This is a genomic window from Kitasatospora sp. NPDC096204 (assembly GCF_044763205.1).
Taxonomy (GTDB): Bacteria; Actinomycetota; Actinomycetes; order Streptomycetales; family Streptomycetaceae; genus Kitasatospora.
The window spans coordinates 11,977-37,108 of sequence record NZ_JBIWFT010000050.1; the positions used below are offsets into that span (position 1 = coordinate 11,977).

Sequence of the window (25,132 nt, forward strand, 5' to 3'; positions counted from 1 at the left end):
ATGGCCTCGTCCAACGACAAGATGCTTGAGGCGCTTCGTGCGTCGCTGAAGGAGACCGAGCGACTCCGGCAGCAGAACCGGCAACTCCAGGCCGCGTCCCGGGAGCCGATCGCGATCGTCGCGATGAGCTGCCGCTTCCCCGGCGGGGTGCGCACCCCCGAGGAGCTGTGGCAGCTGGTCGCCGACGGCGGCGACGCGATCTCCGTCTTCCCCGAGGACCGCGGCTGGGACACCGAGGGCGTGTACCACCCGGACCCGGCGAACTACGGGACGACCTACTCCCGCGAGGGCGGCTTCCTCGCCGACGCGGGGCGCTTCGACGCGGACTTCTTCGGCATCTCGCCGCGCGAGGCCCTCGCCATGGACCCCCAGCAGCGGCTGCTGCTGGAGACGTCCTGGGAGGCCTTCGAGCGGGCCGGCATCGACCCGGCAGGGCTGAAGGGCAGCCAGGCCGGCGTGTTCGTCGGCGCGGCCTCCTCGGGCTACGCGTCCTCGCTGCGCGCGGTGCCGGAGGGGCTGGAGGGCCACCTGCTGACCGGCAACGCGGGCAGCGTGGTCTCCGGCCGGCTGGCCTACTCCTTCGGCCTTGAGGGCCCGGCGGTCACCGTGGACACCGCCTGCTCCTCCTCGTTGGTCGCCCTGCACCTGGCGGTCCAGGCCCTGCGGGGCGGCGAGTGCACGCTCGCCCTGGCCGGCGGCGTCACGGTGATGGCCACCCCGGACACCTTCATCGAGTTCAGCCGCCAGCGGGGCCTGTCCGCCGACGGCCGCTGCAAGTCCTTCGCCGCGGCGGCGGACGGCACCGGCTGGTCCGAGGGCGTCGGCATGATCCTGCTGGAGCGCCTCTCCGACGCCCGCCGCCTCGGGCACCCGGTGCTGGCCGTCGTCCGCGGCACCGCCGTCAACCAGGACGGTGCCAGCAACGGCCTGACCGCCCCCAACGGCCCCGCCCAGCAGCGCGTCATCCGCCAGGCCCTCGCCAACGCCCGGCTCTCCGGCGACCAGGTGGACGCCGTCGAGGCGCACGGCACCGGCACGGTGCTGGGCGACCCGATTGAGGCCCAGGCGCTGCTGGCCACCTACGGCCAGGACCGCCCGGAGGGGCAGCCGCTGTGGCTGGGCTCGCTGAAGTCCAACCTCGGCCACACCCAGGCCGCCGCCGGTGTCGCGGGCGTCATGAAGATGGTCATGGCGATCCGCGCCGGCGTCCTCCCGCGGACCCTGCACGTGGACGAGCCCTCGCCGAAGGTCGACTGGGCCGTGGGCTCCGTCGAACTGCTCACCGAGGCCAGGGACTGGCCGGAGACCGGCCACCCGCGTCGGGCCGGCGTCTCCGCCTTCGGCGTCAGCGGCACCAACGCGCACGCCATCATCGAGCAGGCCGCGCCGGTCGCCGACGGCGACGAGCCGGCCCCCGCCGCGGGCCCCGGCGCGCTCCCCGCGGGCACGCCCGTCCCGTGGATCCTGTCCGCCCGCACCGAGAAGGCGCTGCGCGCCCAGGCCGGGCGCCTGCGCGACTGGGTCGGCGCCCACCCCGACGCCCACCCGGCCTCCGTGGCCGCCTCGTTGGCCGCCTCCCGGGCCTCCCTGGAGCACCGCGCGGTGCTGCTGGTCGACGGGCCGGAGGCGGCCGAGCGCGCGCTGGCGGCCTTCGCCAAGGGCGCGGACGAGCCGGCCGCGGCGCGCGGCACGGCCGACGAGGCCAGGATGGCCTTCCTGTTCACCGGGCAGGGCAGCCAGCGGCTCGGCATGGGGCGTGAGCTGTACGAGGCGTTCCCGGTGTTCGCCGAGGCCTTCGACGCGGTGTGCGCGCGGGTCGAACTGCCGCTGAAGGAGGCGGTGTTCGGGGAGGACGCTTCGGTTCTCGCCCGTACGGAGTTCACCCAGGTCGCGCTGTTCGCGATCGAGACCGCGCTGTTCCGGTTGATGGAGAGCTGGGGGGTCCGTCCGGACTTCCTGGTCGGCCACTCGATCGGCGAGCTGGTCGCCGCCCACGTCGCCGGTGTGCTGTCGCTGGACGACGCGGTGGCGCTGGTGGCGGCCCGTGGCCGGCTGATGCAGGCGCTGCCCGAGGGCGGCGCGATGGTCGCGGTCAAGGCCACCGAGGCCGAGATCCTGCCGCTGCTGACCGCCCAGGTGAGCATCGCCGCCATCAACGGGCCTTCCTCCGTGGTGATTTCGGGCGACGAGTCCGAAGTGCTGGCGATCGCCGGGCAGTTCGAGAAGACCAAGCGTCTCAACGTCTCGCACGCCTTCCACTCCCCGCTGATGGACGGCATGGTGGCGGACTTCCGCCGCGTCGCCGAGGGCCTGACCTACTCCGCCCCGCGCATCCCGATGGTCTCCAACGTCACCGGTGTCCTCGCCACCGCCGAGGAGCTGTGCGAGCCCGAGTACTGGGTGCGCCACGTCCGCGAGGCCGTCCGCTTCGCCGACGGCATGCGCACCCTGGAGGCCCAGGGCGTCACCGTCTTCGTCGAGCTCGGCCCCGACGGCGTGCTGTCCGCGCTGGGCGAGCACGGCGTCCACGTCCCCGCGCTGCGGGCCGGCCGGCCCGAGGCCCGGACCGCGCTGACCGCGCTCGCCACCGCCTACGCGCACGGTGTCCCCGTCGACTGGCAGGCCCTGCTCACCGGACCGGACACCCGGCGGGTCGACCTGCCGACCTACGCCTTCCAGCACGAGTGGTTCTGGCTGGAGACCGGCCGCACCGCCGTCCCGACCGCCGACGCGGCGGCCCGCGACAACGACACCGAGCAGCTCGACGCCCGGTTCTGGGAGGCCGTCGAGCAGCAGGACCTGCGCTCGCTCGCCACCGCCCTGGACCTGGACCAGGCGGAGCTGGACGCCTCCGCCGACGCACTCGCGCCCGCCCTGCCCGTCCTGTCGCACTGGCACCGGCAGCGCCGCGCCCGCTCCACCGTGGACGGCTGGCGCTACCGCGCCGTGTGGAACCCGCTCACCGACCTGCCGAACGCCGAACTCTCAGGCACCTGGCTGCTCGTCCACCCGGAAGACGGCGGCGAGGACAGCTGGACCACCGCCGTCGCGGAGGCCCTGGAGAGATACGGCACCCACGTCCTGAGGCTGCCCGTACCGTCCGGCGCGCTCGACCGGGCCGCGCTGGCCGAGCGGCTGCGCGCCGCCGTCGAGGACCCGGCCGCACTGACCGGCGTCCTGTCGCTGCTGGCCCTCGGGACCGGCTCGCACCCCGAGCACCCCGTGCTGACCGCAGGCCTGGCCGACAGCCTCGCGCTGGTGCAGGCGCTGGGTGACGCGGGTGTGGGTGCGCCGTTGTGGTTGGCGTCGCGGGGTGCGGTGTCGGTCGGTCGTGCGGACCGGGTGAGCGGTGCGGTGCAGGCGCAGGTCTGGGGTCTGGGCCGGGTGGTGGCGCTGGAGGCGCCGGAGCGTTGGGGTGGTCTGGTCGACCTGCCCGAGGTGCTGGACGGCCGGGCGCAGGGCCGGTTGGCGGCTGTGTTGGCGGGTGTGGACGGCGAGGACCAGGTCGCGGTGCGCGCCTCGGGCGTGTTCGTGCGTCGTCTGGTGCGGGCGGGTCGGTCGGGTGAGGCGGCGGGTTCGTGGTCGCCGTGTGGCACGGTGCTGGTCACGGGTGGTACGGGTGCGCTGGGTGCGCGGGTGGCGCGCTGGCTGGCGGACAACGGTGCCGGGCATCTGGTGCTGACCAGCCGTCGGGGCCTGGCGGCTCCGGGCGCGGCCGAGCTGCGCGACGAGCTGACCGCGTCGGGGGTCGAGGTGACCGTCGCCGCGTGTGACGTCGCCGACCGTACGGCCGTCCAGGCGCTGCTCGCCGAGCACGAGTTCACCGCCGTCGTCCACACCGCGGGTGTCAACCACCTCGCGCTGCTCCCGGACGCACGGCCGGAGGAGTTCGCCGACGTCCTCGCCGCCAAGGCGGGTGGCGCCGCCCACCTGGACGAGCTGCTCGGCGATACCGAGCTGGACGCCTTCGTCCTCTTCTCCTCCATCTCCGGCATCTGGGGCAGCGGCGGGCAGGCCGCCTACGCGGCCGCCAACGCCTACCTCGACGCCCTCGCCGAGCAGCGCCGCGCCCGCGGCCTCGCCGCCACCGCCGTCGCCTGGGGCCCCTGGGCCGACGGCGGCATGGCCGCCGAGGACGACGCGGAGGAGCAGCTGCGCCGCCGCGGCCTGCCGGTGATGGCCCCCGAACTGGCGATCGCCGCCCTGGCGCAGGCACTCGACCACGACGAGACCGCGCTGACCGTCGCCGACGTCGACTGGGCGCGCTTCGCCCCGGTCTTCACCGCCGGCCGCAACCGCCCGCTGATCGCCGACCTCCCCGAGGTCCGCGGCCTGGCGGCCGTGGCCGCCCCGCAGGAGGGCCCGGCCGACGCCGCCTCCCCCTGGGCCGCACGGGTCGCCGGCCTCTCCCCGCTGGACCGCGGGCGCGTCCTCGAGGAGCTGGTGCGCGACGCCGTCGCCGCCGTCCTCGGACACAGCGGCGCGGAGGCCATCGACCCCGGCCGGGCGTTCAAGGACCTCGGTTTCGACTCGCTGACCGCCGTCGAGCTGCGCAACCGCCTCAACACGGCCACCGGACTGACCCTGCCGGCCACCCTGGTCTTCGACCACCCGACCGCCGCCGCCCTCGGCGCCCACCTCGGCGCCGAACTGCTCGGCACCGACACCGGGGCGCAGGCCCCCGCCGTGCCGCAGGCGGCCGACGACGAGCCCATCGCCATCATCGGCATGGCCTGCCGCTACCCCGGCGGCGTCACCTCGCCCGAGGGCCTGTGGCAGCTCGTGCTCGACGGCGCCGACGCCGTCGGCGACTTCCCGACCGACCGCGGCTGGGACCTCGGCGCCGTGGGCAGCGCCCTCGGCGGAGAGCGGGAGACCTCCTACGCGCGCTGCGGCGGCTTCCTGCACGGCGCGAGCGAGTTCGACCCGGCGTTCTTCGGCATCTCGCCGCGCGAGGCCCTCGCCATGGACCCGCAGCAGCGCCTGCTGCTGGAGACCACCTGGGAGGCCTTCGAGCGGGCCGGCATCACCCCCGGCTCGGTGCGCGGCACGGCCACCGGCGTCTTCGCCGGCACCAACAGCCAGGACTACGCCGCCCTGCTGGCCGGCCAGGAGTCCAGCGAGGGCCACCTCGCCACCGGCACCGCCGCCAGCGTGGTCTCCGGCCGCCTGGCCTACACCTTCGGCCTTGAGGGCCCGGCGGTCACCGTCGACACCGCCTGCTCCTCCTCGCTGGTCGCCCTGCACCTGGCCGCCCAGGCCCTGCGCAACGGCGAGTGCACCATGGCCCTGGCCGGCGGCGTCGTCGTGATGGCCACCCCCGGCACCTTCGTCGAGTTCAGCAAGCAGCGCGGACTGGCCGCCGACGGCCGCTGCAAGGCCTTCGCGGCCTCGGCCGACGGCACCGGCTGGGGCGAGGGCGCGGGCATGCTCCTGCTGGAGCGCCTCTCCGACGCCCGCCGCAACGGCCACCAGGTTCTGGCGGTCGTGCGCGGCAGCGCGATCAACCAGGACGGTGCGAGCAACGGCCTGACCGCCCCCAACGGCCCCGCCCAGCAGCGGGTCATCCGCGCCGCGCTGGCCGCTGCCGGACTGACGGCCGGCGAGGTCGACGCCGTCGAGGCGCACGGCACGGGCACCCGACTGGGTGACCCGATCGAGGCCCAGGCGCTGCTCGCCACCTACGGCCAGGAGCGCGGCGGCGAGCCGCTGTGGCTCGGCTCCCTCAAGTCCAACATCGGCCACACCCAGTCGGCTTCGGGTGTCGGCGGCGTCATCAAGATGGTCATGGCGATGCGGGAGGGCGTGCTGCCGCGCACCCTGCACGTCGACGAGCCCACCCCCCACGTGGACTGGTCGGCCGGCGCCGTCGAGCTGCTGACGGAGACGCGGAACTGGCCCGAGACGGCGCACCCGCGCCGGGCCGGCGTCTCCTCCTTCGGCATGAGCGGCACCAACGCCCACGTCATCCTCGAACAGGCCGCCGACGAGCCGGCGGACACCGACCCGCAGGCCGCGCCCGCGACGCACGGCGACGCGCCGGTGCTCTGGGCCCTGTCGGGCCGCACCCCGGACGCCCTCGCCGCCCAGGCCGGACGCCTTCGCGCCCACCTGGAGACCCGGCCGGACGTCCCGGTCACCGACCTCGGGTACTCGCTCGCGGCCACCCGCACCCACCACGAGCACCGCGCCGTCCTGCTCGGCGACAGCCCGGCGGCCCTGCTCGACGGCCTGGGCGCGCTCGCCGAGCGCGCCGACCGCCCCGGACTCGTCCGGGGTGTCGCCTCGGGCGGCAACCTGGCGTTCCTGTTCACCGGCCAGGGCAGCCAGCGTCCCGGCATGGGGCGTGAGCTGTACGACGCCTTCCCGGCGTTCGCCGACGCCTTCGACGCGGTGTGCGCTCGGGTCGAACTTCCGCTGCGCGAGGCCGTGTTCGGGGAGGACGCTGACGTTCTCGCCCGTACGGAGTACACCCAGGTCGCGCTGTTCGCCGTCGAGGTGTCGCTGTTCCGCCTCTTCGAGAGCTGGGGTGTCCGTCCGGACGTCCTGGTCGGGCACTCGGTGGGCGAGCTGGCGGCCGCGCATGTCGCGGGCGTGCTGTCGCTGGACGACGCGGTGGCGCTGGTCTCTGCTCGTGGCCGGCTGATGCAGGCGCTGCCGGAGGGCGGCGCGATGGTGGCGGTGAAGGCCGCCGAGGCCGAGGTGCTGCCGCTGCTGACCGCGCAGGTGAGCATCGCGGCGATCAACGGTCCTTCCTCGGTGGTGATTTCCGGGGACGAGTCCGAAGTGCTGGCGATCGCCGGGCAGTTCGAGAAGTCGAAGCGGCTGAGCGTTTCGCACGCGTTCCACTCGCCGCTGATGGACGGGATGTTGGCGGACTTCCGCCGGGTGGCGGAGGGTCTGACCTACGCGGCGCCGCAGATCGCCGTGGTCTCCAACGTGACCGGCACTCTCGCCACCGCCGAGGAGCTGTGCTCGCCCGAGTACTGGGTGCGGCACGTGCGGCAGGCCGTCCGTTTCGCCGACGGCATGAGCGCCCTCGAAGCCGAGGGCGTGACCACCTACCTGGAGCTGGGCCCGGACGGTGTCCTCACCGCGATGGCCCAGGAGTGCGTCAGCGGCGGCGTGTTCGCCTCCGCCCTGCGTCGCGACCGCGCGGAGACGCAGACCGTCGCCACCGCCCTCGCCGTGGCGCACGTCAACGGCGCCGAGCTCGACCTGACCTCCTGCTTCGGCTCCGGCAACCACCGGGTCGAGCTGCCGACGTACGCGTTCCAGCGTGAGCGCTACTGGCCGGCGGTGGCCTCGGGCTGGCTGGGCGAGGTCGCCTCGCTGGGCCTGGGTGCGGCCGACCACCCGCTGTTGGGTGCGGGCGTGTCGCTGGCCGACGCCGAGGGCTTCCTGTTCACGGGACGTCTGTCGGTGGAGTCGCACCCGTGGCTGGCCGACCACGCGGTGCTGGGTTCGGTGATCGTTCCGGGCACGGCGTACGTGGAACTCGCGGTGCGTGCGGGTGACCAGGTGGGCTGCTCGCTGGTGGAGGAGCTGACGCTGGAGGCGCCGCTGGTGCTTCCGGAGTCGGGTGCCGTGCAGGTTCAGGTCTGGGTCGGTGCGCCCGACAGCGAGGGTCGTCGTTCGGTGACGGTCCACTCGCGGGCCGAGGGCGCCGGCGAGGACGGCCTCTGGACACGCCACGTTTCGGGTGTGCTGGCGGAGGGTGCGTCGGCTGCTGAGGGTGCGGGTCTGGTGGAGTGGCCGCCGGCGGGTGCCGAGGCGGTGGAGCTGGACGGCTTCTACGGGGCGATGGAGGGCGTCGGGTTCGGTTACGGCCCGGTGTTCCGTGGTCTGAGGTCGGCGTGGCGTCGGGATGGCGAGGTGTTCGCCGAGGTGGCGCTGCCGGAGGAGGTGGCGGGGGAGGCGGCCGGTTTCGGTCTGCACCCGGCGCTGCTGGACGCGGCGTTGCACGCGGTCGGGCTCGGTGGCCTGGTGGAGGACGTGGGGGCGGGCCGGTTGCCGTTCGCGTGGTCGGGTGTGTCGCTGGTCGCCGCGGGTGCGGGTGCGCTGCGGGTGCGGCTGGTGTCGGCGGGCGCGGACGCGGTGTCGCTGACGCTCGCGGACGCCGAGGGCCGTCCGGTCGGTTCGGTGGAGTCGCTGGTGCTGCGGCCGGTCGTCGCCGGGCAGTTGGCGGCGGCGGGCGCTTCGACCGACTCGCTGTTCGGCGTGGACTGGGCGCAGATCGCGCTCGGGGCCGGGTCGGGTGCGAGCGTTCGGGTGGTGTCGTCGCCGGCCGAGCTGGCCGGGGACGAGGTTCCCGACGTCGTGGTGGTCGAGGCTCCGCGGGCGGGCGGCGGTGACGTGGCCGAGGCCGCGCACGCTGCCGGTGTGTGGGCCCTGGAGCTGGTGCGGGGCTGGCTGGCGGAGGAGCGGTTCGCCGCGTCGAAGCTGGTCGTGGTGACGCGTGGTGCGGTGTCGGTCGATGCCGCGCTGGGTGTTGCCGGTCTGGCGGAGTCGGTGGTCTGGGGTCTGGTGCGCTCGGCGCAGTCGGAGAACCCGGACCGGTTCGTGCTGGTGGACCTGGAGGCCGGCGCCGAGCTGCCGTCGGGTGTTGTGGAGTCCGGTGAGCCGCAGGTGGCGGTGCGTGGGGGTGTGGCGTTCGCGCCGCGCCTGGTGCGCGTCTCCGCCTCCTCGGACAACGCCGTGCCGTTGCTGGGCGAGGGCGCTGTCCTGGTGACCGGCGGTACGGGTGGTCTCGGCTCGCTGGTGGCCCGGCACCTGGTCACAGCGCATGGTGTGCGGAGTCTGGTGCTGACCAGCCGTCGTGGCCTGGACGCGCCGGGCGCTGTCGAACTGCGGGACGAGCTGGCCGGGTTGGGCGCCGAGGTGGACGTCGTCGCCTGCGACGTCACCGACCGCGATGCCGTCGCGGCGCTGCTGGAGGGTCGTTCGCTGTCAGCGGTGGTCCACACTGCCGGTGTGCTGGATGACGGCCTGGTGTCGTCGCTGACGCCGGAGCGGCTGTCGGCGGTGCTGCGTCCGAAGGTGGACGCGGCGGTGATCCTGCACGAACTGACCGCTGGGATGGACCTGTCGGCGTTCGTCCTGTTCTCCTCGGCCTCCGGTGTGTTCGGTGCCGCCGGCCAGGGCAACTACGCCGCCGCGAACGCGTTCCTGGACGCGCTCGCCGAGCAGCGTCGCGCCGACGGCCTGCCCGCCACCTCGCTGGCCTGGGGCCTGTGGGCCGAGGACGGCGGCATGTCCGCCGCCCTGAGCGAGGCCGACGTGCGCCGTCTGGCCCGCGCGGGCGTCGCCCCGCTGCGCGCCCAGGAGGGCCTGGCCCTGTTCGACGGCGCGCTCACGCTGGAGCGTGCCCTGGTCGTCCCGATGCACCTCGACCCCGTCACGGCGGTCGGCACGGGCGACGTCCCGCCGCTGCTGCGCGGACTCGTCCGTACGCCGCGCCGTCGCAAGGTGGACGTCAGCAGCGGCTCCGCCGCCACGCTGGTGGGCCAGTTGAGTACCCTGTCGACCGAGGAGCAGCACCGTTCGCTGCTGGACCTGGTCCGCGGCAACGCCGCCACGGCGCTGGGCTACCCGTCCGCCGACGCGGTGGACGCCGTCCGGGCCTTCCGTGAGCTGGGCTTCGACTCGCTGACCGCCGTCGAGCTGCGCAACCGCCTCAACGCGGCCACCGGCCTGCGCCTGCCGGCCACGCTGGTCTTCGACTACCCGACGCCCACCGCCCTGGCCGACCACCTGCACACCGAACTGCTCGGGCACCTCGAACCGGCCGCGGCCACCGCGGTCGTGAAGGCCCAGACGGCCTCGGGCGGGGACGACGAGCCGATCGCGATCGTCGGCATGGCCTGCCGTTACCCGGGCGGGGTCGCCTCGCCCGAGGACCTGTGGCAGCTCGTGCTCGGCGGCGGCGACGGCATCTCGCTCTTCCCGACCAACCGCGGTTGGGACGTCGAGGGCCTGTACGACCCCGAGTCCGTCCGCTCCGGCACGACGTACACCCGCGAGGGCGGCTTCCTGCACGACGCGGACCGCTTCGACCCGGTGTTCTTCGGCATCTCTCCGCGTGAGGCGCTCGCCATGGACCCGCAGCAGCGCCTGCTGCTGGAGACGTCCTGGGAGGCGTTCGAGCGCGCGGGCATCGACCCGGCCTCGATGAAGGGCAGCGCGACCGGCGTCTTCGCCGGTGTGATGTACCACGACTACGCCGCGCGCCTGCAGACCATCCCCGAGGAGATCGAGGGCTACCTCGGCACCGGCAACGCGGGCAGCGTGCTGTCCGGCCGCCTGGCGTACACCTTCGGTCTTGAGGGCCCGGCGGTCACCGTCGACACGGCCTGCTCCTCCTCGCTGGTCGCTCTCCACCTGGCCGCCCAGGCTCTGCGCAACGGCGAGTGCACCATGGCTCTCGCCGGCGGCGTGACGGTGATGGCCACCCCCGGCACCTTCATCGAGTTCAGCAAGCAGCGCGGCCTGGCGGCCGACGGGCGCTGCAAGTCGTTCGCCGCCGCGGCGGACGGCACGGGCTGGTCCGAGGGCGTCGGCATGCTGCTCGTCGAGCGGCTGTCCGACGCGCAGCGCAACGGGCACCAGGTGCTGGCGGTCATGCGTGGCTCTGCCGTCAACCAGGACGGTGCCAGCAACGGCCTGACCGCCCCCAACGGGCCGTCGCAGCAGCGGGTCATCCGCCAGGCGCTCGCCAACGCCCGCCTCAGCTCCGACCAGATCGACGTGGTCGAGGCGCACGGCACCGGAACCTCGCTGGGCGACCCGATCGAGGCGCAGGCCCTGCTCGCCACCTACGGCCAGGAGCGCACCGAAGAGCCGCTCTGGCTCGGGTCGCTGAAGTCGAACCTGGGCCATACCCAGGCCGCCGCCGGTGTCGCGGGCGTCATCAAGATGGTGATGGCGATCCGCGCCGGCGTCCTGCCGCAGACCCTGCACGTGGACGAGCCGTCCCCGCACATCGACTGGACGGAGGGTGCGGTCGAGCTGCTGACCGAGGCCCGGCCGTGGCCGGAGACCGGGCGTCCGCGTCGCGCGGCCGTCTCCTCCTTCGGCATCAGCGGCACCAACGCCCACACGATCATCGAGCAGGCTCCGACGGAGAAGCGGCCGGCCACGGCCGTCGCCGGGACGGACGCGACCCCGGCCGCCGTCACGCCGTTCGTCGTCACCGCACGGGGAGAGGATTCCCTGCGGCGCCAGGCCGAGCGCCTGCACGCGCTGGTGACGGCCGACGACCGGCTTCCGGTCGCCGACGTCGCGCACTCGCTGGTGACCACCCGCACGGTGCTGGAGCAGCGGGCCGTGGTCCTCGGCGAGGACCGGGACGCCCTGATCGCGGGCCTGCGGGCACTGGCCGACGGCCAGTCCGACCCGCAGGTGGTCCAGGGCCTGGCCGCCGGCGGGAAGCTGGCGTTCCTGTTCACGGGGCAGGGGAGCCAGCGGCCGGGGATGGGGCGTGAGCTGTACGACGCCTTCCCGGTGTTCGCGGAGGCCTTCGACGCGGTGTGCGCGCGGGTCGAACTGCCGCTGAAGGAGGCGGTGTTCGGGGAGGACGCTGACGTTCTCGCCCGGACCGAGTTCACTCAGGTGGCGCTGTTCGCGGTGGAGACCGCGCTGTTCCGGCTGGTGGAGGCCTGGGGGGTTCGTCCGGACTTCCTGGTGGGGCACTCGATCGGTGAGCTGGTGGCCGCGCATGTCGCGGGTGTGCTGTCGCTGGACGACGCGGTGGCGCTGGTCGCGGCGCGTGGTCGGCTGATGCAGGCGCTGCCGGAGGGTGGCGCGATGGTGGCGGTGAAGGCCTCGGAGGAGGAGGTGCTGCCGCTGCTGACCGCTCAGGTGAGCATCGCGGCGATCAATGGGCCTTCCTCCGTGGTGGTTTCGGGTGACGAGTCCGAAGTTCTGGCGATCGCCGGGCAGTTCGAGAAGACCAAGCGTCTCAAGGTCTCGCACGCGTTCCACTCGCCGCTGATGGACGGCATGGTGGAGGAGTTCCGGGCCGTTGCCGAGGGGCTGACGTACAGCGCCCCGCGCATCCCGGTGGTCTCCAACGTGACCGGTTCGGTCGCCACCGCCGAGGAGCTGTGCTCGCCCGAGTACTGGGTGCGCCACGTCCGCCAGGCGGTGCGCTTCGCCGACGGCATGCGGGCCCTGGAGGCCAAGGGCGTCACCACCTTCGTCGAACTCGGCCCGGATGGCGTGCTCTCGGCCATGGGCCAGGAGTGCGTCGAACAGGGCGTGTTCGCGCCTGCTCTGCGCGCCGAGCGGCCGGAGCCGCGAACGGCGGTCTCCGCGCTGGCGACGGCGTTCGCCCACGGTGCCGTCGCGGACTGGAGCAGCCTGGCCTCCCGGGCCGGTGCCCGTCGGGTCGACCTGCCGACGTACGCGTTCGAGCGTGAGAGCTTCTGGCTCCACGTCCCGCCGCTCGCCGGTGACATGACGGCCGCCGGTCTCGGCGAGGCCGACCACCCGCTGTTGGGTGCGGCGGTGGCTCTGGCCGACGCTGAGGGCTTCCTGTTTACGGGTCGTCTGTCGGTGGAGTCGCACGCGTGGCTGGCTGATCATGCGGTGCTGGGTTCGGTGATCGTTCCGGGTACGGCGTTTGTCGAGTTGGCGGTGCGGGCGGGTGACCAGGTGGGTTGCTCGGTGGTGGAGGAGCTGACGCTGGAGGCGCCGCTGGTGCTTCCGGAGTCGGGCGGTGTGCAGGTCCAGGTGACGGTGGGCGCGGTGGACGCGTCCGGGCGTCGTTCGCTTGCTGTGCACGGGCGGGCCGAGAGCGCGTCCGAGTGGGTCCGGCATGTCTCGGGTGTGCTGGCGGAGGGTGTGTCGGCTGCTGAGGGTGCGGGTCTGGTGGAGTGGCCGCCGGCGGGTGCCGAGGCGGTGGACGTGGAGGCGTTCGCGCGGGGTCTGGCGGAGGCCGGGCTGGTGTACGGGCCGGCGTTCCAGGGTCTGCGGTCGGCGTGGCGTCGGGATGGCGAGGTGTTCGTCGAGGTCGTGCTGCCGGAGGTGGTGAGCGGGGAGGCCGGGTCGTTCGGTGTGCACCCGGCGCTGCTGGATGCGGCGGTGCAGGCTGTGGGTCTGGGCGGGTTCGTCCGGGCCGAGGGCCAGGCGCACCTGCCGTTCGCGTGGGCTGGTGTCGAGCTGCACGCTTCGGGTGCGGACGCGCTGCGGGTGCGGCTGGTGTCCGCTGGTGCGGACACGGTGTCGCTGACGCTGGCGGACGCGGAGGGGCAGCCGGTCGGGACCATCCGATCGCTGGCTCTGCGGCCGGTGGCCGCCGGGCAGCTGACGCCCGCGGGTGGGTCGACTGACTCGCTGTTCGGTGTCGACTGGGCGCAGATCGCGCTCGGTGAGACGGGCCGCGAGGTCCTCGTGGTGGGTGACCTCGCGGAGCTGGATGCGGTGGAGGTCATGCCGTCGCTGGTGGCGGTGGAGTTCGGTTCTGTGGATGGTTCCGGTGCCGAGGAGGTGCACGCGGCTGCGGTCCGTGCGCTGGAGTTGGTGCAGGGGTGGCTGGCGGAGGAGCGGTTCGCCGCTTCGAGGTTGGTCGTGGTGACGCGTGACGCTGTGTCGGTCGATGCGGCGTCGGGTGTTGTGGGTCTGGCGGAGTCGGTGGTCTGGGGTCTGGTGCGCTCGGCGCAGTCGGAGAACCCGGACCGATTCCTCCTGGTGGACCTGGAGTTCGGCGCCGAACTGCCGTCGGGTGTTGTCGAGTCCGGTGAGCCGCAGGTGGCGGTGCGCGGGGGTGTGGCGTTCGCGCCGCGCCTGGTGCGCGTCTCCGCTTCCTCGGAGAGCAACGTGTCGCTGGGTGAGGGCACGGTCCTGGTGACCGGTGGTACGGGTGGTCTGGGTTCGTTGGTGGCCCGGCACCTGGTCGTCACTCACGGGGTGCGGAGTCTGGTGCTGACCAGCCGTCGCGGCCTGGACGCGCCGGGCGCTGTCGAACTGCGGGACGAGCTGGCCGGGTTGGGGGCAGCGGTGGACGTCGTCGCCTGCGATGTCACCGACCGCGACGCTGTCGCGGTGCTGCTGGAGGGTCGTTCGCTGTCGGCGGTGGTCCACACCGCCGGCGTCCTGGATGACGGCGTGGTGTCGTCGCTGACGCCGGAGCGGCTGTCGGCGGTGCTGCGTCCGAAGGTGGACGCGGCAGTGATCCTGCACGAGCTGACCGCTGGGATGGACCTGTCGGCGTTCGTCCTGTTCTCCTCCGTGTCGGGCGTGTTCGGTGCTGCGGGGCAGGGTAACTACGCTGCGGCCAATGCGTTCCTGGACGCTCTGGCGGCCCGCCGCCGGGCTGAGGGGCTGCCGGGCACGTCGCTGGCGTGGGGTCTGTGGGCCGAGGACGGTGGCATGGCCACCAGCCTGAGCGAGGCCGACGTGCGCCGTCTGGCCCGTGCCGGCGTGGCGCCGCTGCGGTCGCAGGAGGGGCTGGCCCTGTTCGACGGTGCGCTCACGCTGGAGCGCGCCCTGGTCGTCCCGATGCACCTCGACCCGGTGGCCATGGTCGGTGGGGGTGAGGTCCCGCCGCTGCTGCGGGCCCTGGTGCGTGCGCCGCGCCGTCGGACCGCCGCGAGTGGCGGTTCCGCTGCTGCCGGTTCGCTGGCCGAGCGCCTGCTCGCCCTGCCGGCCGCGCGTCGCGACGAGACCGTCCGCGAGGTGGTCCGTACGCAGGTGGCCGAGGTTCTGGGCTACGCATCGGCGGAGGGGGTCGATCTGACCCGCGCCTTCCGTGAGCTGGGCTTCGACTCCCTGACCGCGGTCGAGCTGCGCAACCGGATGAACGCGGCCACCGGTCTGCGTCTGCCGGCCACGCTGGTCTTCGACTACCCGACGCCGTCCGCGCTCGCCGACTTCATCCGCGACGAACTCGTCGGTGAGGCCCCGGTGGTGGCCGAGGTGCTGTCCACGACCGTCGTGGACGAGCCGATCGCGATCGTCGGGATGGCCTGCCGCTACCCGGGTGGGGTTGCCTCGCCCGAGGACCTGTGGCAGCTGGTGCTCGGTGGCGGCGACGGCATCACGTCCTTCCCGACTGACCGTGGCTGGCACCTGGATGCCCTGGAGGACGTCAACTCGGGTCTTGCCGGGACGAGTTACGTCACGGAGGGTGGTTTCCTGCACGATGCGGGTCTGTTCGACCCGGCGTTCTTCGGGATCAGCCCGCGTGAGGCGTCGGCGATGGACCCGCAGCAGCGTCTGCTGCTGGAGACCTCCTGGGAGGCGTTCGAGCGCGCGGGTATCGACCCGGCCTCGATGAAGGGCAGCGCGACCGGCGTGTTCGCCGGTGTGATGTACCACGACTACACCTCGCGTCTGCACGCGATTCCGGCCGGTGTCGAGGGCTACCTCGGCACGGGTGGTTCGAGCAGCATCGCCTCCGGCCGGGTGGCCTACACCCTGGGCCTGGAGGGCCCGGCGGTCACCATCGACACCGCCTGCTCCTCGTCGCTGGTCGCCCTGCACTGGGCGGCGAAGGCCCTGCGTGAGGGCGAGTGCACGATGGCGCTGGCCGGTGGTGTGACGGTCATGTCCACCCCGGGCGCGTTCATCGAGTTCAGCAAGCAGCGCGGTCTGGCCATGGACGGCCGCTGCAAGGCCTTCTCGGCGGACGCGGACGGTACCGGCTGGTCCGAGGGTGTCGGCATGCTCCTGCTGGAGCGCCTGTCCGACGCGCAGCGCAACGGGCACCAGGTGCTCGCCGTGGTCCGCGGCAGCGCGATCAACCAGGACGGCGCGAGCAACGGCCTCACCGCCCCCAACGGCCCGTCCCAGCAGCGGGTGATCCGCCAGGCCCTCGCCAACGCGCGCCTCACGGCCAACGACGTGGACACGGTCGAGGGCCACGGCACCGGCACCACGCTCGGCGACCCGATCGAAGCGCAGGCGCTGCTGGCCACCTACGGTCAGGAGCGTGCCGAAGAGCCGCTCTGGCTCGGGTCGTTGAAGTCCAACATCGGGCACACCCAGGCGGCGGCGGGCGTCGGCGGCATCATCAAGATGGTGATGGCGATGCAGCACGGCGTGCTGCCGCAGACCCTGCACGTCGACGAGCCGTCCCCGCACATCGACTGGGCCTCCGGCGCCGTCGAGCTGCTGACCGAGGCCCGCCCCTGGCCGGAGACCGGGCGTCCGCGTCGTGCGGCCGTCTCCTCCTTCGGCTTCAGCGGCACCAACGCCCACGCCATCATCGAGCAGGCTCCGGTGGAGAAGCGTCCGGAGCGTCTGTCGACCGAGGACGGTCAGGCGCCGCTGGTGCTCTCCGCGAAGAGTGAGGGTGCTCTGCGCGGTCAGGCGCAGCGACTGCTCGCCCTGGTCGAGGCCGAGCCCGAGCTGCGGGTCACCGACCTCGCCTACTCGCTGGCCACCACCCGTACGACGATGGACCTCCGCGCCGGCGTTGTCGCGGACAGCCGCGACAGCGTCATCCGAGCCCTCACGGCACTCGCCGACGGCGGTACGGCCGCCGGGCTGGTGACCGGTGCCGCCTCGGGCGGGAAGCTGGCGTTCCTGTTCACCGGCCAGGGCAGCCAGCGTCCCGGGATGGGGCGTGAGCTGTACGAGGCTTTCCCGGTGTTCGCGGAGGCCTTCGACGCGGTGTGCTCGCGGGTCGAACTGCCCCTGAAGGAGGCGGTGTTCGGCGAGGAAGCTGCGGTTCTCGCCCGGACCGAGTTCACCCAGCTCGCGCTGTTCGCCGTTGAGGTTTCGCTGTTCCGCCTCTTCGAGAGCTGGGGTGTCCGTCCGGACTTCCTGGTGGGCCACTCGATCGGCGAGCTGGCGGCCGCGCACGTCGCGGGCGTGCTGTCGCTGGACGACGCCGTCACCCTGGTGGCGGCCCGTGGCCGGCTGATGCAGGCGCTGCCGGAGGGCGGCGCGATGATGGCGGTCAAGGCCGCCGAGGCCGAGATCCTGCCGCTGCTCACCGAGAACGTCAGCATCGCCGCGATCAACGGGCCCACCTCGGTGGTGATTTCGGGTGACGAGGCCGAAGTCCTCGCCATCGCCGGTCGGTTCGAGAAGAGCAAGAAGCTCAAGGTCTCGCACGCGTTCCACTCGCCGCTGATGGACGGCATGTTGGCGGAGTTCCGGGCCGTCGCCGAGGGCCTGAGCTACGCAGAGCCGGTCATCCCCGTCGTGTCCAATGTGACGGGTGAGCCGGCCACGGCGGAGGAGCTGTGCTCGCCCGAGTACTGGGTCCGGCATGTCCGCCAGGCGGTTCGCTTCGCTGACGGCATGCGGGCCCTGGATGCCCAGGGCGTCACCACCTTTGTCGAGCTGGGCCCGGACGGCGTGCTGTCGGCCATGGGCCAGGAGTGCGTCGAGCAGGGCGTGTTCGCGCCTGCTCTGCGCGCCGAGCGGCCGGAGGCGCAGACCGCGCTGACGGCGCTCGTCACCGCGCATGTCCAGGGCGCCCAGGTCGACTGGCGAGGGTTCTTCGCGGAGGCCGGTGCCCGGCGAGTCGACCTGCCGACGTATGCCTTCGACCGCGAGTGGTTCTGGCTCCACTCTCCGGCCGCGACCGGGGACGTGCAGTCCGCGGGCCTGGGTGCGGCGGACCACCCGCTGCTGGGTGCGGCGGTGTCGCTCGCCGACGCGGACGGTGTGCTGTTCACCGGCCGGCTCTCGCTCCAGTCGCACGCCTGGCTGGCCGATCACACGGTGCTGGGTTCGGTGATCCTGCCCGGGACCGCTTTTGTCGAGCTCGCGGTGCGGGCCGGCGACCAGGTGGGTTGCTCGCTGGTGGAGGAGCTGACGCTGGAGGCGCCGCTGGTGCTTCCGGAGTCGGGCGGTGTGCAGGTCCAGGTGCGGGTCGGAGAGCCCGATGGTGAGGGCCGTCGTTCGGTGACGGTCCACTCGCGGGCCGAGGGCGCCGGTGAGGACGGCCTCTGGACGCGTCATGTCTCCGGTGTGCTGGCGGAGGGTGTGTCGGCTGCTGAGGGTGCGGGTCTGGTGGAGTGGCCGCCGGCGGGTGCCGAGGCGGTGGACGTGGAGGCGTTCGCGCGGGGTCTGGCGGAGGCCGGGCTGGTGTACGGGCCGGCGTTCCAGGGTCTGCGGGCCGCGTGGCGCCGCGACGGCGAGGTGTTCGTCGAGGTGGCGCTGCCGGAGGAGATCGCTGGGGAGGCGGCCGGTTTCGGTCTGCACCCGGCGCTGCTGGATGCGGCGGTTCAGGCGGTTGGGCTGGGCGGGTTCGTCCGGGCCGAGGGTCAGGCGCACCTGCCGTTCGCGTGGTCGGATGTGTCGCTGGTTGCCGCGGGTGCGGACGCGCTGCGGGTGCGGCTGGTGTCCGCTGGTGCGGATGCGGTGTCGCTGACGCTGGCGGACGCCGAGGGGCAGCCGGTCGGGACCATCCGATCGCTGGCCCTGCGGCCGGTGGTGGCCGGGCAGTTGGCGTCCGCTGGCGCTTCGGTCGACTCGCTGTTCGGCGTCGACTGGGCGCAGGTTGCGTTCGGTGAGGCTGCCGGTGAGGTCCTCGTGGTGGGTGACCTTGCGGAGCTGGCTGGCGTGGAGGTTGTGCCGTCGCTGGTGGCGGTGGAGTTCGGTTCTGTGGATGGTTCCGGTGCCGGGGAGGTGCATGCGGCTGCGGTCCGTGCGCTGGAGTTGGTGCAGGGGTGGCTGGCGGAGGAGCGGTTCGCCGCTTCGAGGTTGGTCGTGGTGACGCGTGACGCTGTGTCGGTCGATGCGGCGTCGGGTGTTGTGGGTCTGGCGGAGTCGGTGGTCTGGGGTCTGGTGCGCTCGGCGCAGTCGGAGAACCCGGACCGATTCCTCCTGGTGGACCTGGAGTCCGGCGCCGAACTGCCTTCCGGTGTCGTGGAGGCCGGTGAGCCGCAGGTGGCGGTGCGTGGGGGTGTGGCGTTCGCGCCGCGCCTGGTGCGCGTCTCCGCTTCCTCGGAGAGCAACGTGTCGCTGGGTGAGGGCACGGTCCTGGTGACCGGCGGTACGGGTGGTCTGGGTTCGCTGGTGGCCCGGCACCTGGTCGTCACTCACGGGGTGCGGAGTCTGGTGCTGACCAGCCGTCGCGGCCTGGACGCGCCGGGCGCTGTCGAACTGCGGGACGAGCTGGCCGGGTTGGGCGCGGATGTGGACGTCGTCGCGTGCGACGTGACCGACCGCGACGCTGTCACCCGCGTGCTGGAGGGTCGTTCGCTGTCGGCGGTGGTCCACACCGCCGGTGTGTTGGACGACGGCCTGGTGTCGTCGCTGACGCCGGAGCGGCTGTCGGCGGTGCTGCGTCCGAAGGTGGACGCGGCAGTGATCCTGCACGAACTGACCGCTGGGATGGACCTGTCGGCGTTCGTTCTCTTCTCCTCGGCCTCCGGCGTCCTGGGAGCCGCCGGTCAGGGCAACTACGCCGCCGCGAACGCGTTCCTGGACGCGCTCGCTGCGCAGCGTCGCGCCGACGGCCTGCCCGGCATGTCGCTGGCGTGGGGTCTGTGGGCCGAGGACGACGGCATGGCCACCAGCCTGTCGGACGCGGACGTACGTCGCCTGGCCCGTGCCGGCGTGGCGCCGCTGCGTTCGCAGGAGGGCCTGGCCCTCTTTGACGGTGCGCTCGCCCTGGACCGTGCCCTGCTGGTCCCGATGCACCTCGACCCCGTCACGGCGGTCGGCAGCAGCGACGTCCCGCCGCTGCTGCGCGGACTCGTCCGTACGCCTCGCCGCCGGACCGCCGCGAGCGGCAGCACCGCAGCCGCCGGTTCGCTGGCCGAGCGCCTGCTCGCCCTGCCGGCCGCGCGCCGCGACGAGACCGTCCGCGAGGTGGTCCGCACCCAGGTGGCCGAGGTCCTGGGCCACGGTTCGGCCGCCGAGGTCGACCCGGCCCGGGCCTTCCGGGAGCTGGGCTTCGACTCGCTGACGGCGGTCGAGCTGCGCAACCGTCTCAACGCGGCCACCGGCCTGCGCCTGCCGGCCACGCTGGTGTTCGACTACCCGACGCCCGCCGCGCTGGCCGAGTTCATCCGCGACGAGCTCGTCGGCGAGGCCCCGGCTGCGGTCCAGGTGCTGTCCATGACCGTCGTGGACGAGCCGATCGCGATCGTCGGCATGGCCTGCCGCTACCCGGGCGGGGTCGCCTCGCCCGAGGACCTGTGGCGGCTGGTCGCGGACGGTGGTGACGGCATCACGTCGTTCCCGACCGACCGTGGCTGGGACCTCGACGCGCTCTACCACCCGGACCCGGAGCACCAGGGGACGAGCTACGCCCGCGAGGGTGGCTTCCTGCACGACGCGGGCCGCTTCGACGCGCGGTTCTTCGGGATCTCCCCGCGTGAGGCGCTCACCATGGACCCGCAGCAGCGGCTCCTCCTTGAGACCTCCTGGGAGGCCTTCGAGGGGGCCGGCATCGACCCGGCCACCCTGCGCGGCAGCGCGACCGGTGTCTTCGCCGGTGTGATGTACCACGACTACACCTCGGTGCTGACCAGCGCGGACGAGGACGTCGAGGGGCACCTCGGTACGGGCAACGCGGGCAGCGTGGTCTCCGGCCGTCTGGCGTACACCTTCGGTCTTGAGGGCCCGGCGGTCACCGTCGACACGGCCTGCTCCTCCTCGTTGGTCGCTCTGCACTGGGCCATCCAGGCCCTGCGCAGCGGCGAGTGCACGATGGCGCTGGCCGGCGGTGTGACCGTGATGGCCACCCCGGGCGCGTTCATCGAGTTCAGCCGCCAGCGCGGCCTCTCGGCCGACGGCCGCTGCAAGGCCTTCTCGGCCGACGCGGACGGCACCGGCTGGGGTGAGGGTGTCGGCATGCTCCTGCTGGAGCGGCTGTCCGACGCGCAGCGCAACGGCCACCAGGTGCTCGCGGTCGTCCGTGGTTCGGCGATCAACCAGGACGGCGCCAGCAACGGGCTGACCGCCCCCAACGGTCCGTCCCAGCAGCGCGTCATCCGCCAGGCCCTCGCCAACGCCGGGCTGTCGGCGGAGCAGGTCGACGCGGTCGAGGCGCACGGCACCGGCACCTCGCTGGGTGACCCGATCGAGGCGCAGGCGCTGCTGACGACCTACGGTCAGGAGCGCGCCGAAGAGCCGCTGTGGCTGGGGTCGTTGAAGTCCAACATCGGGCACACCCAGGCGGCGGCCGGTGTCGGCGGCATCATCAAGATGGTCATGGCGATGCGGCACGGCATGCTGCCGCAGACCCTGCACGTCGACGAGCCGTCGCCGCACATCGACTGGGCCTCCGGCGCGGTCGAGCTGTTGACCGAGGCCCGGCCGTGGCCGGAGACCGGGCGTCCGCGTCGCGCGGCCGTCTCCTCCTTCGGATTCAGCGGCACCAACGCCCACGCCATCATCGAGCAGGCCCCCGAGGCCGCTCCGATCGCGCCGACCGAGCCGGGTCCGGCCGACGAGGCCACGGGCGTGCTGCCCTGGGCGCTGTCGGGTCGTACCGAGGCCGCTCTGCGGGAGCAGGCGCAGCGCCTGCTGGCGGTGGTCGCGGACGAGCGGCCGGCGGACGTCGGCTTCTCGCTGGTGTCCTCGCGGGCGGTGTTCGAGCACAAGGCCGTGGTGGTCGGCGACGGGCGGGACGAGCTGCTCGCCGGTCTCCGTGCGCTGGCCGCAGGGGAGAGCGCGTCGTCGGTGGTCCGGGGTTCCGGGGCCGGCGGCAAGCTCGTCATGGTCTTCCCGGGGCAGGGTTCGCAGTGGCTGGGCATGGCCCAGGGGCTGCTGGCGGATGAGCCGGTGTTCCGTTCCCGGATGGAGGAGTGCGCCAAGGCGCTTGCTCCGTATGTGGATTGGGAGCTGCTGGAGGTCGTCTCGGGTGAGGACGGCGGGTGGATGGAGCGGGTGGACGTGGTCCAGCCGGTGCTGTTCGCCGTGATGGTCTCGCTGGCTGCCCTCTGGCGTTCGTGCAGTGTGGAGCCGTCGGCGGTGGTGGGGCACTCGCAGGGCGAGATTGCCGCCGCTGCCGTGTCCGGCGCCCTGTCGCTGGAGGACGCCGCCCTGGTGGTGGCGCTGCGGAGCCAGGCGATCATCGAACTGTCGGGCCTGGGTGGCATGGTGTCCGTTCCGCTGCCCGTGGAGAGCGTTCGCGAGCTGCTGTCCGGCCGTGAGGGAATCTCGATCGCGGCTGTCAACGGCCCCGGCTCGGTGGTGGTTTCCGGTGATGCCGGTGCCCTGGACGAGCTGGTGGAGCACTGCACCGGGCAGGAGATCCGGGCGCGTCGTATCGCGGTGGACTACGCGTCGCACTCGGCGCATGTGGAGCGCATCGAGGCCCGTCTCGCGGAGCTGCTGGCCCCGGTCACGCCGCGCGTGCCGGAGGTGCCGTTCCACTCCACCGTGACCGGTGAGGTCATCGATTCGGCCGCGCTGGACGCCGGTTACTGGTACCGCAACCTGCGCCAGACGGTGGAGTTCGCGAGCACCGTCGAGGCCCTGCTGGCCTCGGGTCACTCGCAGTTCGTCGAGGTGAGCGCCCACCCGGTGCTGACCGTCGGCATCCAGGAGTCCATCGACGCCAGCGCCGTCGAGGCCACGGTCCAGGGCACCCTGCGCCGCGACCACGGCGGCCGGGAGCGTTTCCTGACCGCCCTCGCCGAGGCCTGGAGCAACGGCGCCACCGTCGACTGGGCCCCGTTGTTCCCGGCCGCAAGCCGCATCGACCTGCCGACCTACGCCTTCCAGCGCGAGCACTACTGGCCGAAGCCCGCCGCCACCCTGGCGGTCGCCGGCGCGGCGGCGGCCTCCCCGGCCGACAGCCGCTTCTGGGAGGCCGTGGAGAGCGGCGATCTCGACATGCTGGTGCGGCAGTTGGACCTGGAGGCCTCCGGTGACGGTGCCGCCCTGGCCGCTGCCCTGCCGCTGCTCTCTGCCTGGCGCCGTCAGCAGCGCGACCACTCCACCGTGGACAGCTGGCGCTACCGGGTGGACTGGAAGCCGCTCGCCGAGGTGCCGACCGGCACGCTGACCGGCGGCTGGCTGGTCCTCGTCCCGGCCTCCCTCGGAGCGGAGGACCCGCTGCCGGCCGCGGTCGCCGACCTGCTGGCCGAGCACGGTGCGCAGCCGAGCGTGCTGCGGATCGAGGCAGGCGAGGCGGCCGCCGGACTGTCCGCGGCTCTCGCCGCGGCCGCCGAGGAGGGCGTGACGCCGTCCGGCGTGCTGTCGCTGCTCGCGCTGGACGAGGCGCCGCACGCCGAGCACCCGGTGGTCGCGTCCGGTCTGGTCGACACCGTCGACCTGGTCCGGGCCGTCGCCGAGCACGGTGGCGTGAACGGCGGCCTGAACGGCGGCGTGAACGGTGGCCTCCGGCTCTGGCTGGCGACCCGGGGCGCGATCGCGACCGGTGGCGCCGACCGGCTGCACAGCGGGGCGCAGGCGCAGGTCTGGGGCCTGGGCCGGGTGGCCGGACTGGAACACCCGGAGTGCTGGGGCGGCCTGCTGGACCTGCCGGCCGAGCTGGACGCGCGCTCCCGGGCTCGGGTCGCCGCCGTCCTGGCGGGGATCGGTGACGAGGACCAGGTGGCCGTCCGCTCCTCGGGCGTGTTCGTCCGACGGCTGCGGCGCGCCCCGCTGGGCGACGCGCCGGCCGTCGGGGCGTGGCAGCCGCGCGGCACGGTGCTGGTCACCGGCGGCACGGGGGCGATCGGCGCCCACGTCGCCCGCTGGCTGGCCGAGAACGGTGCCGAGCACCTGGTGCTGACCAGCCGTCGGGGCCTGGCCGCGCCCGGCGCGGCCGAGCTGCGCGAGGAGCTGCTGGGCCTCGGTGCCCGGGTGACGGTCGCCGCGTGCGACGTCGCGGACCGGGCGGCGGTGGCCGAGCTGGTCGCGGGCCTGGCCGAGCAGGGCGAGCCGGTGCGGGCGGTGATGCACGCCGCCGGCGTCGGGGACTCGGTGCCGCTGGCCGTCACCGGTGCGGCCGAGCTTGCCGCGAACGCCCAGGCGAAGATCGCCGGCGCGCGGCACCTGGACGAGCTGCTCGGGGACGCCGAGCTGGACGCCTTCGTCCTGTTCTCCTCCAACGCGGGGGTCTGGGGCGGTGGCGGCCAGGGCTCGTACGCCGCGGCCAACGCCGGACTGGACGCGATCGCGCGCATTCGGCGCGAGCGCGGCCTGACGGCCACGTCGGTGGCCTGGGGCGCCTGGGCCGAGGGCGGGATGTCGGACGGCACGGCGGGCGAGCAGATGCGCCGCCGCGGCCTGGTGCCGATGGACCCGGAGCTGGCGCTGACCGTGCTGCGGCAGGCGCTGGAGCAGGACGAGACGTTCCTGGCGGTGGCCGACGTCGACTGGCAGCGGTTCGCCCCGGCCTTCGCGGCCGCCCGGCCGCGTCCGCTGATCGCGGAGGTGCCGGAGGCCCTGGCCGCGCTGGCGGCCGACGCCGGCGCGGGTGCCGGCGCGGACGGCGGCTCGCCGCTGCTGCGGAAGCTGACCGCCCTTCCGGCGGGCGACCGTGACCGGGTCCTGCTGGACCTGGTCCGCACCGAGGCCGCCGCGGTCCTCGGCTACGGTTCGGCCGCCGAGGTCGACCCGGCCCGGGCCTTCCGGGAGCTGGGCTTCGACTCGCTGACCGCCGTCGAGGTGCGCAACCGCCTCAACGCGGCCACCGGCCTGCGCCTGCCCGCCACGCTGGTGTTCGACCACCCGACCCCGGCCGCCCTGGCAGCCCTGCTGCGCACCGAACTGCTCGGTGCCGAGGACGAGCCGGTCACCGGGACGGTCGTGGCCACCGCCGCACGGGAGGACGACCCGATCGCGATCGTCGCGATGAGCTGCCGCTACCCCGGCGGCGTGCGGTCCCCCGAGGAGCTGTGGCAGCTGTTGGCCGCCGGCGGTGACGCCGTGGCCGGCTTCCCGGCCGACCGCGGCTGGGACCTGGAGGGGATCTACCACCCGGACCCGGAGCACGCCGGGACCAGCTACGCCCGCGAGGGCGGGTTCCTGTACGACGCGGGCCGCTTCGACGCCGAGTTCTTCGGCATCAGCCCGCGTGAGGCCCTCGCGATGGACCCGCAGCAGCGTCTGCTGCTGGAGACCTCGTGGGAGGCGTTCGAGCGGGCGGGCATCGACCCGGCGGCCCTGCGCGGCGGCCAGGTCGGCGTCTTCCTCGGCGCCGCGCCCTCGGGCTACGGCTCCGGCCTGACCGAGCTGCCGGAGGGCGTGGAGGGCCACCTGCTCACGG

At 73.8% G+C, this 25,132-nt stretch carries 1 protein-coding gene (cut by a window edge); it reads left to right on the forward strand.

All coding sequences use genetic code 11. The features are described from left to right. Positions 1–25,132, forward strand: the 5' portion of a protein-coding gene (locus ACIQ87_RS35945) for a type I polyketide synthase (RefSeq protein WP_402415432.1). It continues 8,909 nt past the right edge of the window; the window shows 25,132 of its 34,041 coding nt (coding positions 1–25,132); the start codon lies at positions 1–3; the stop codon falls past the right edge of the window.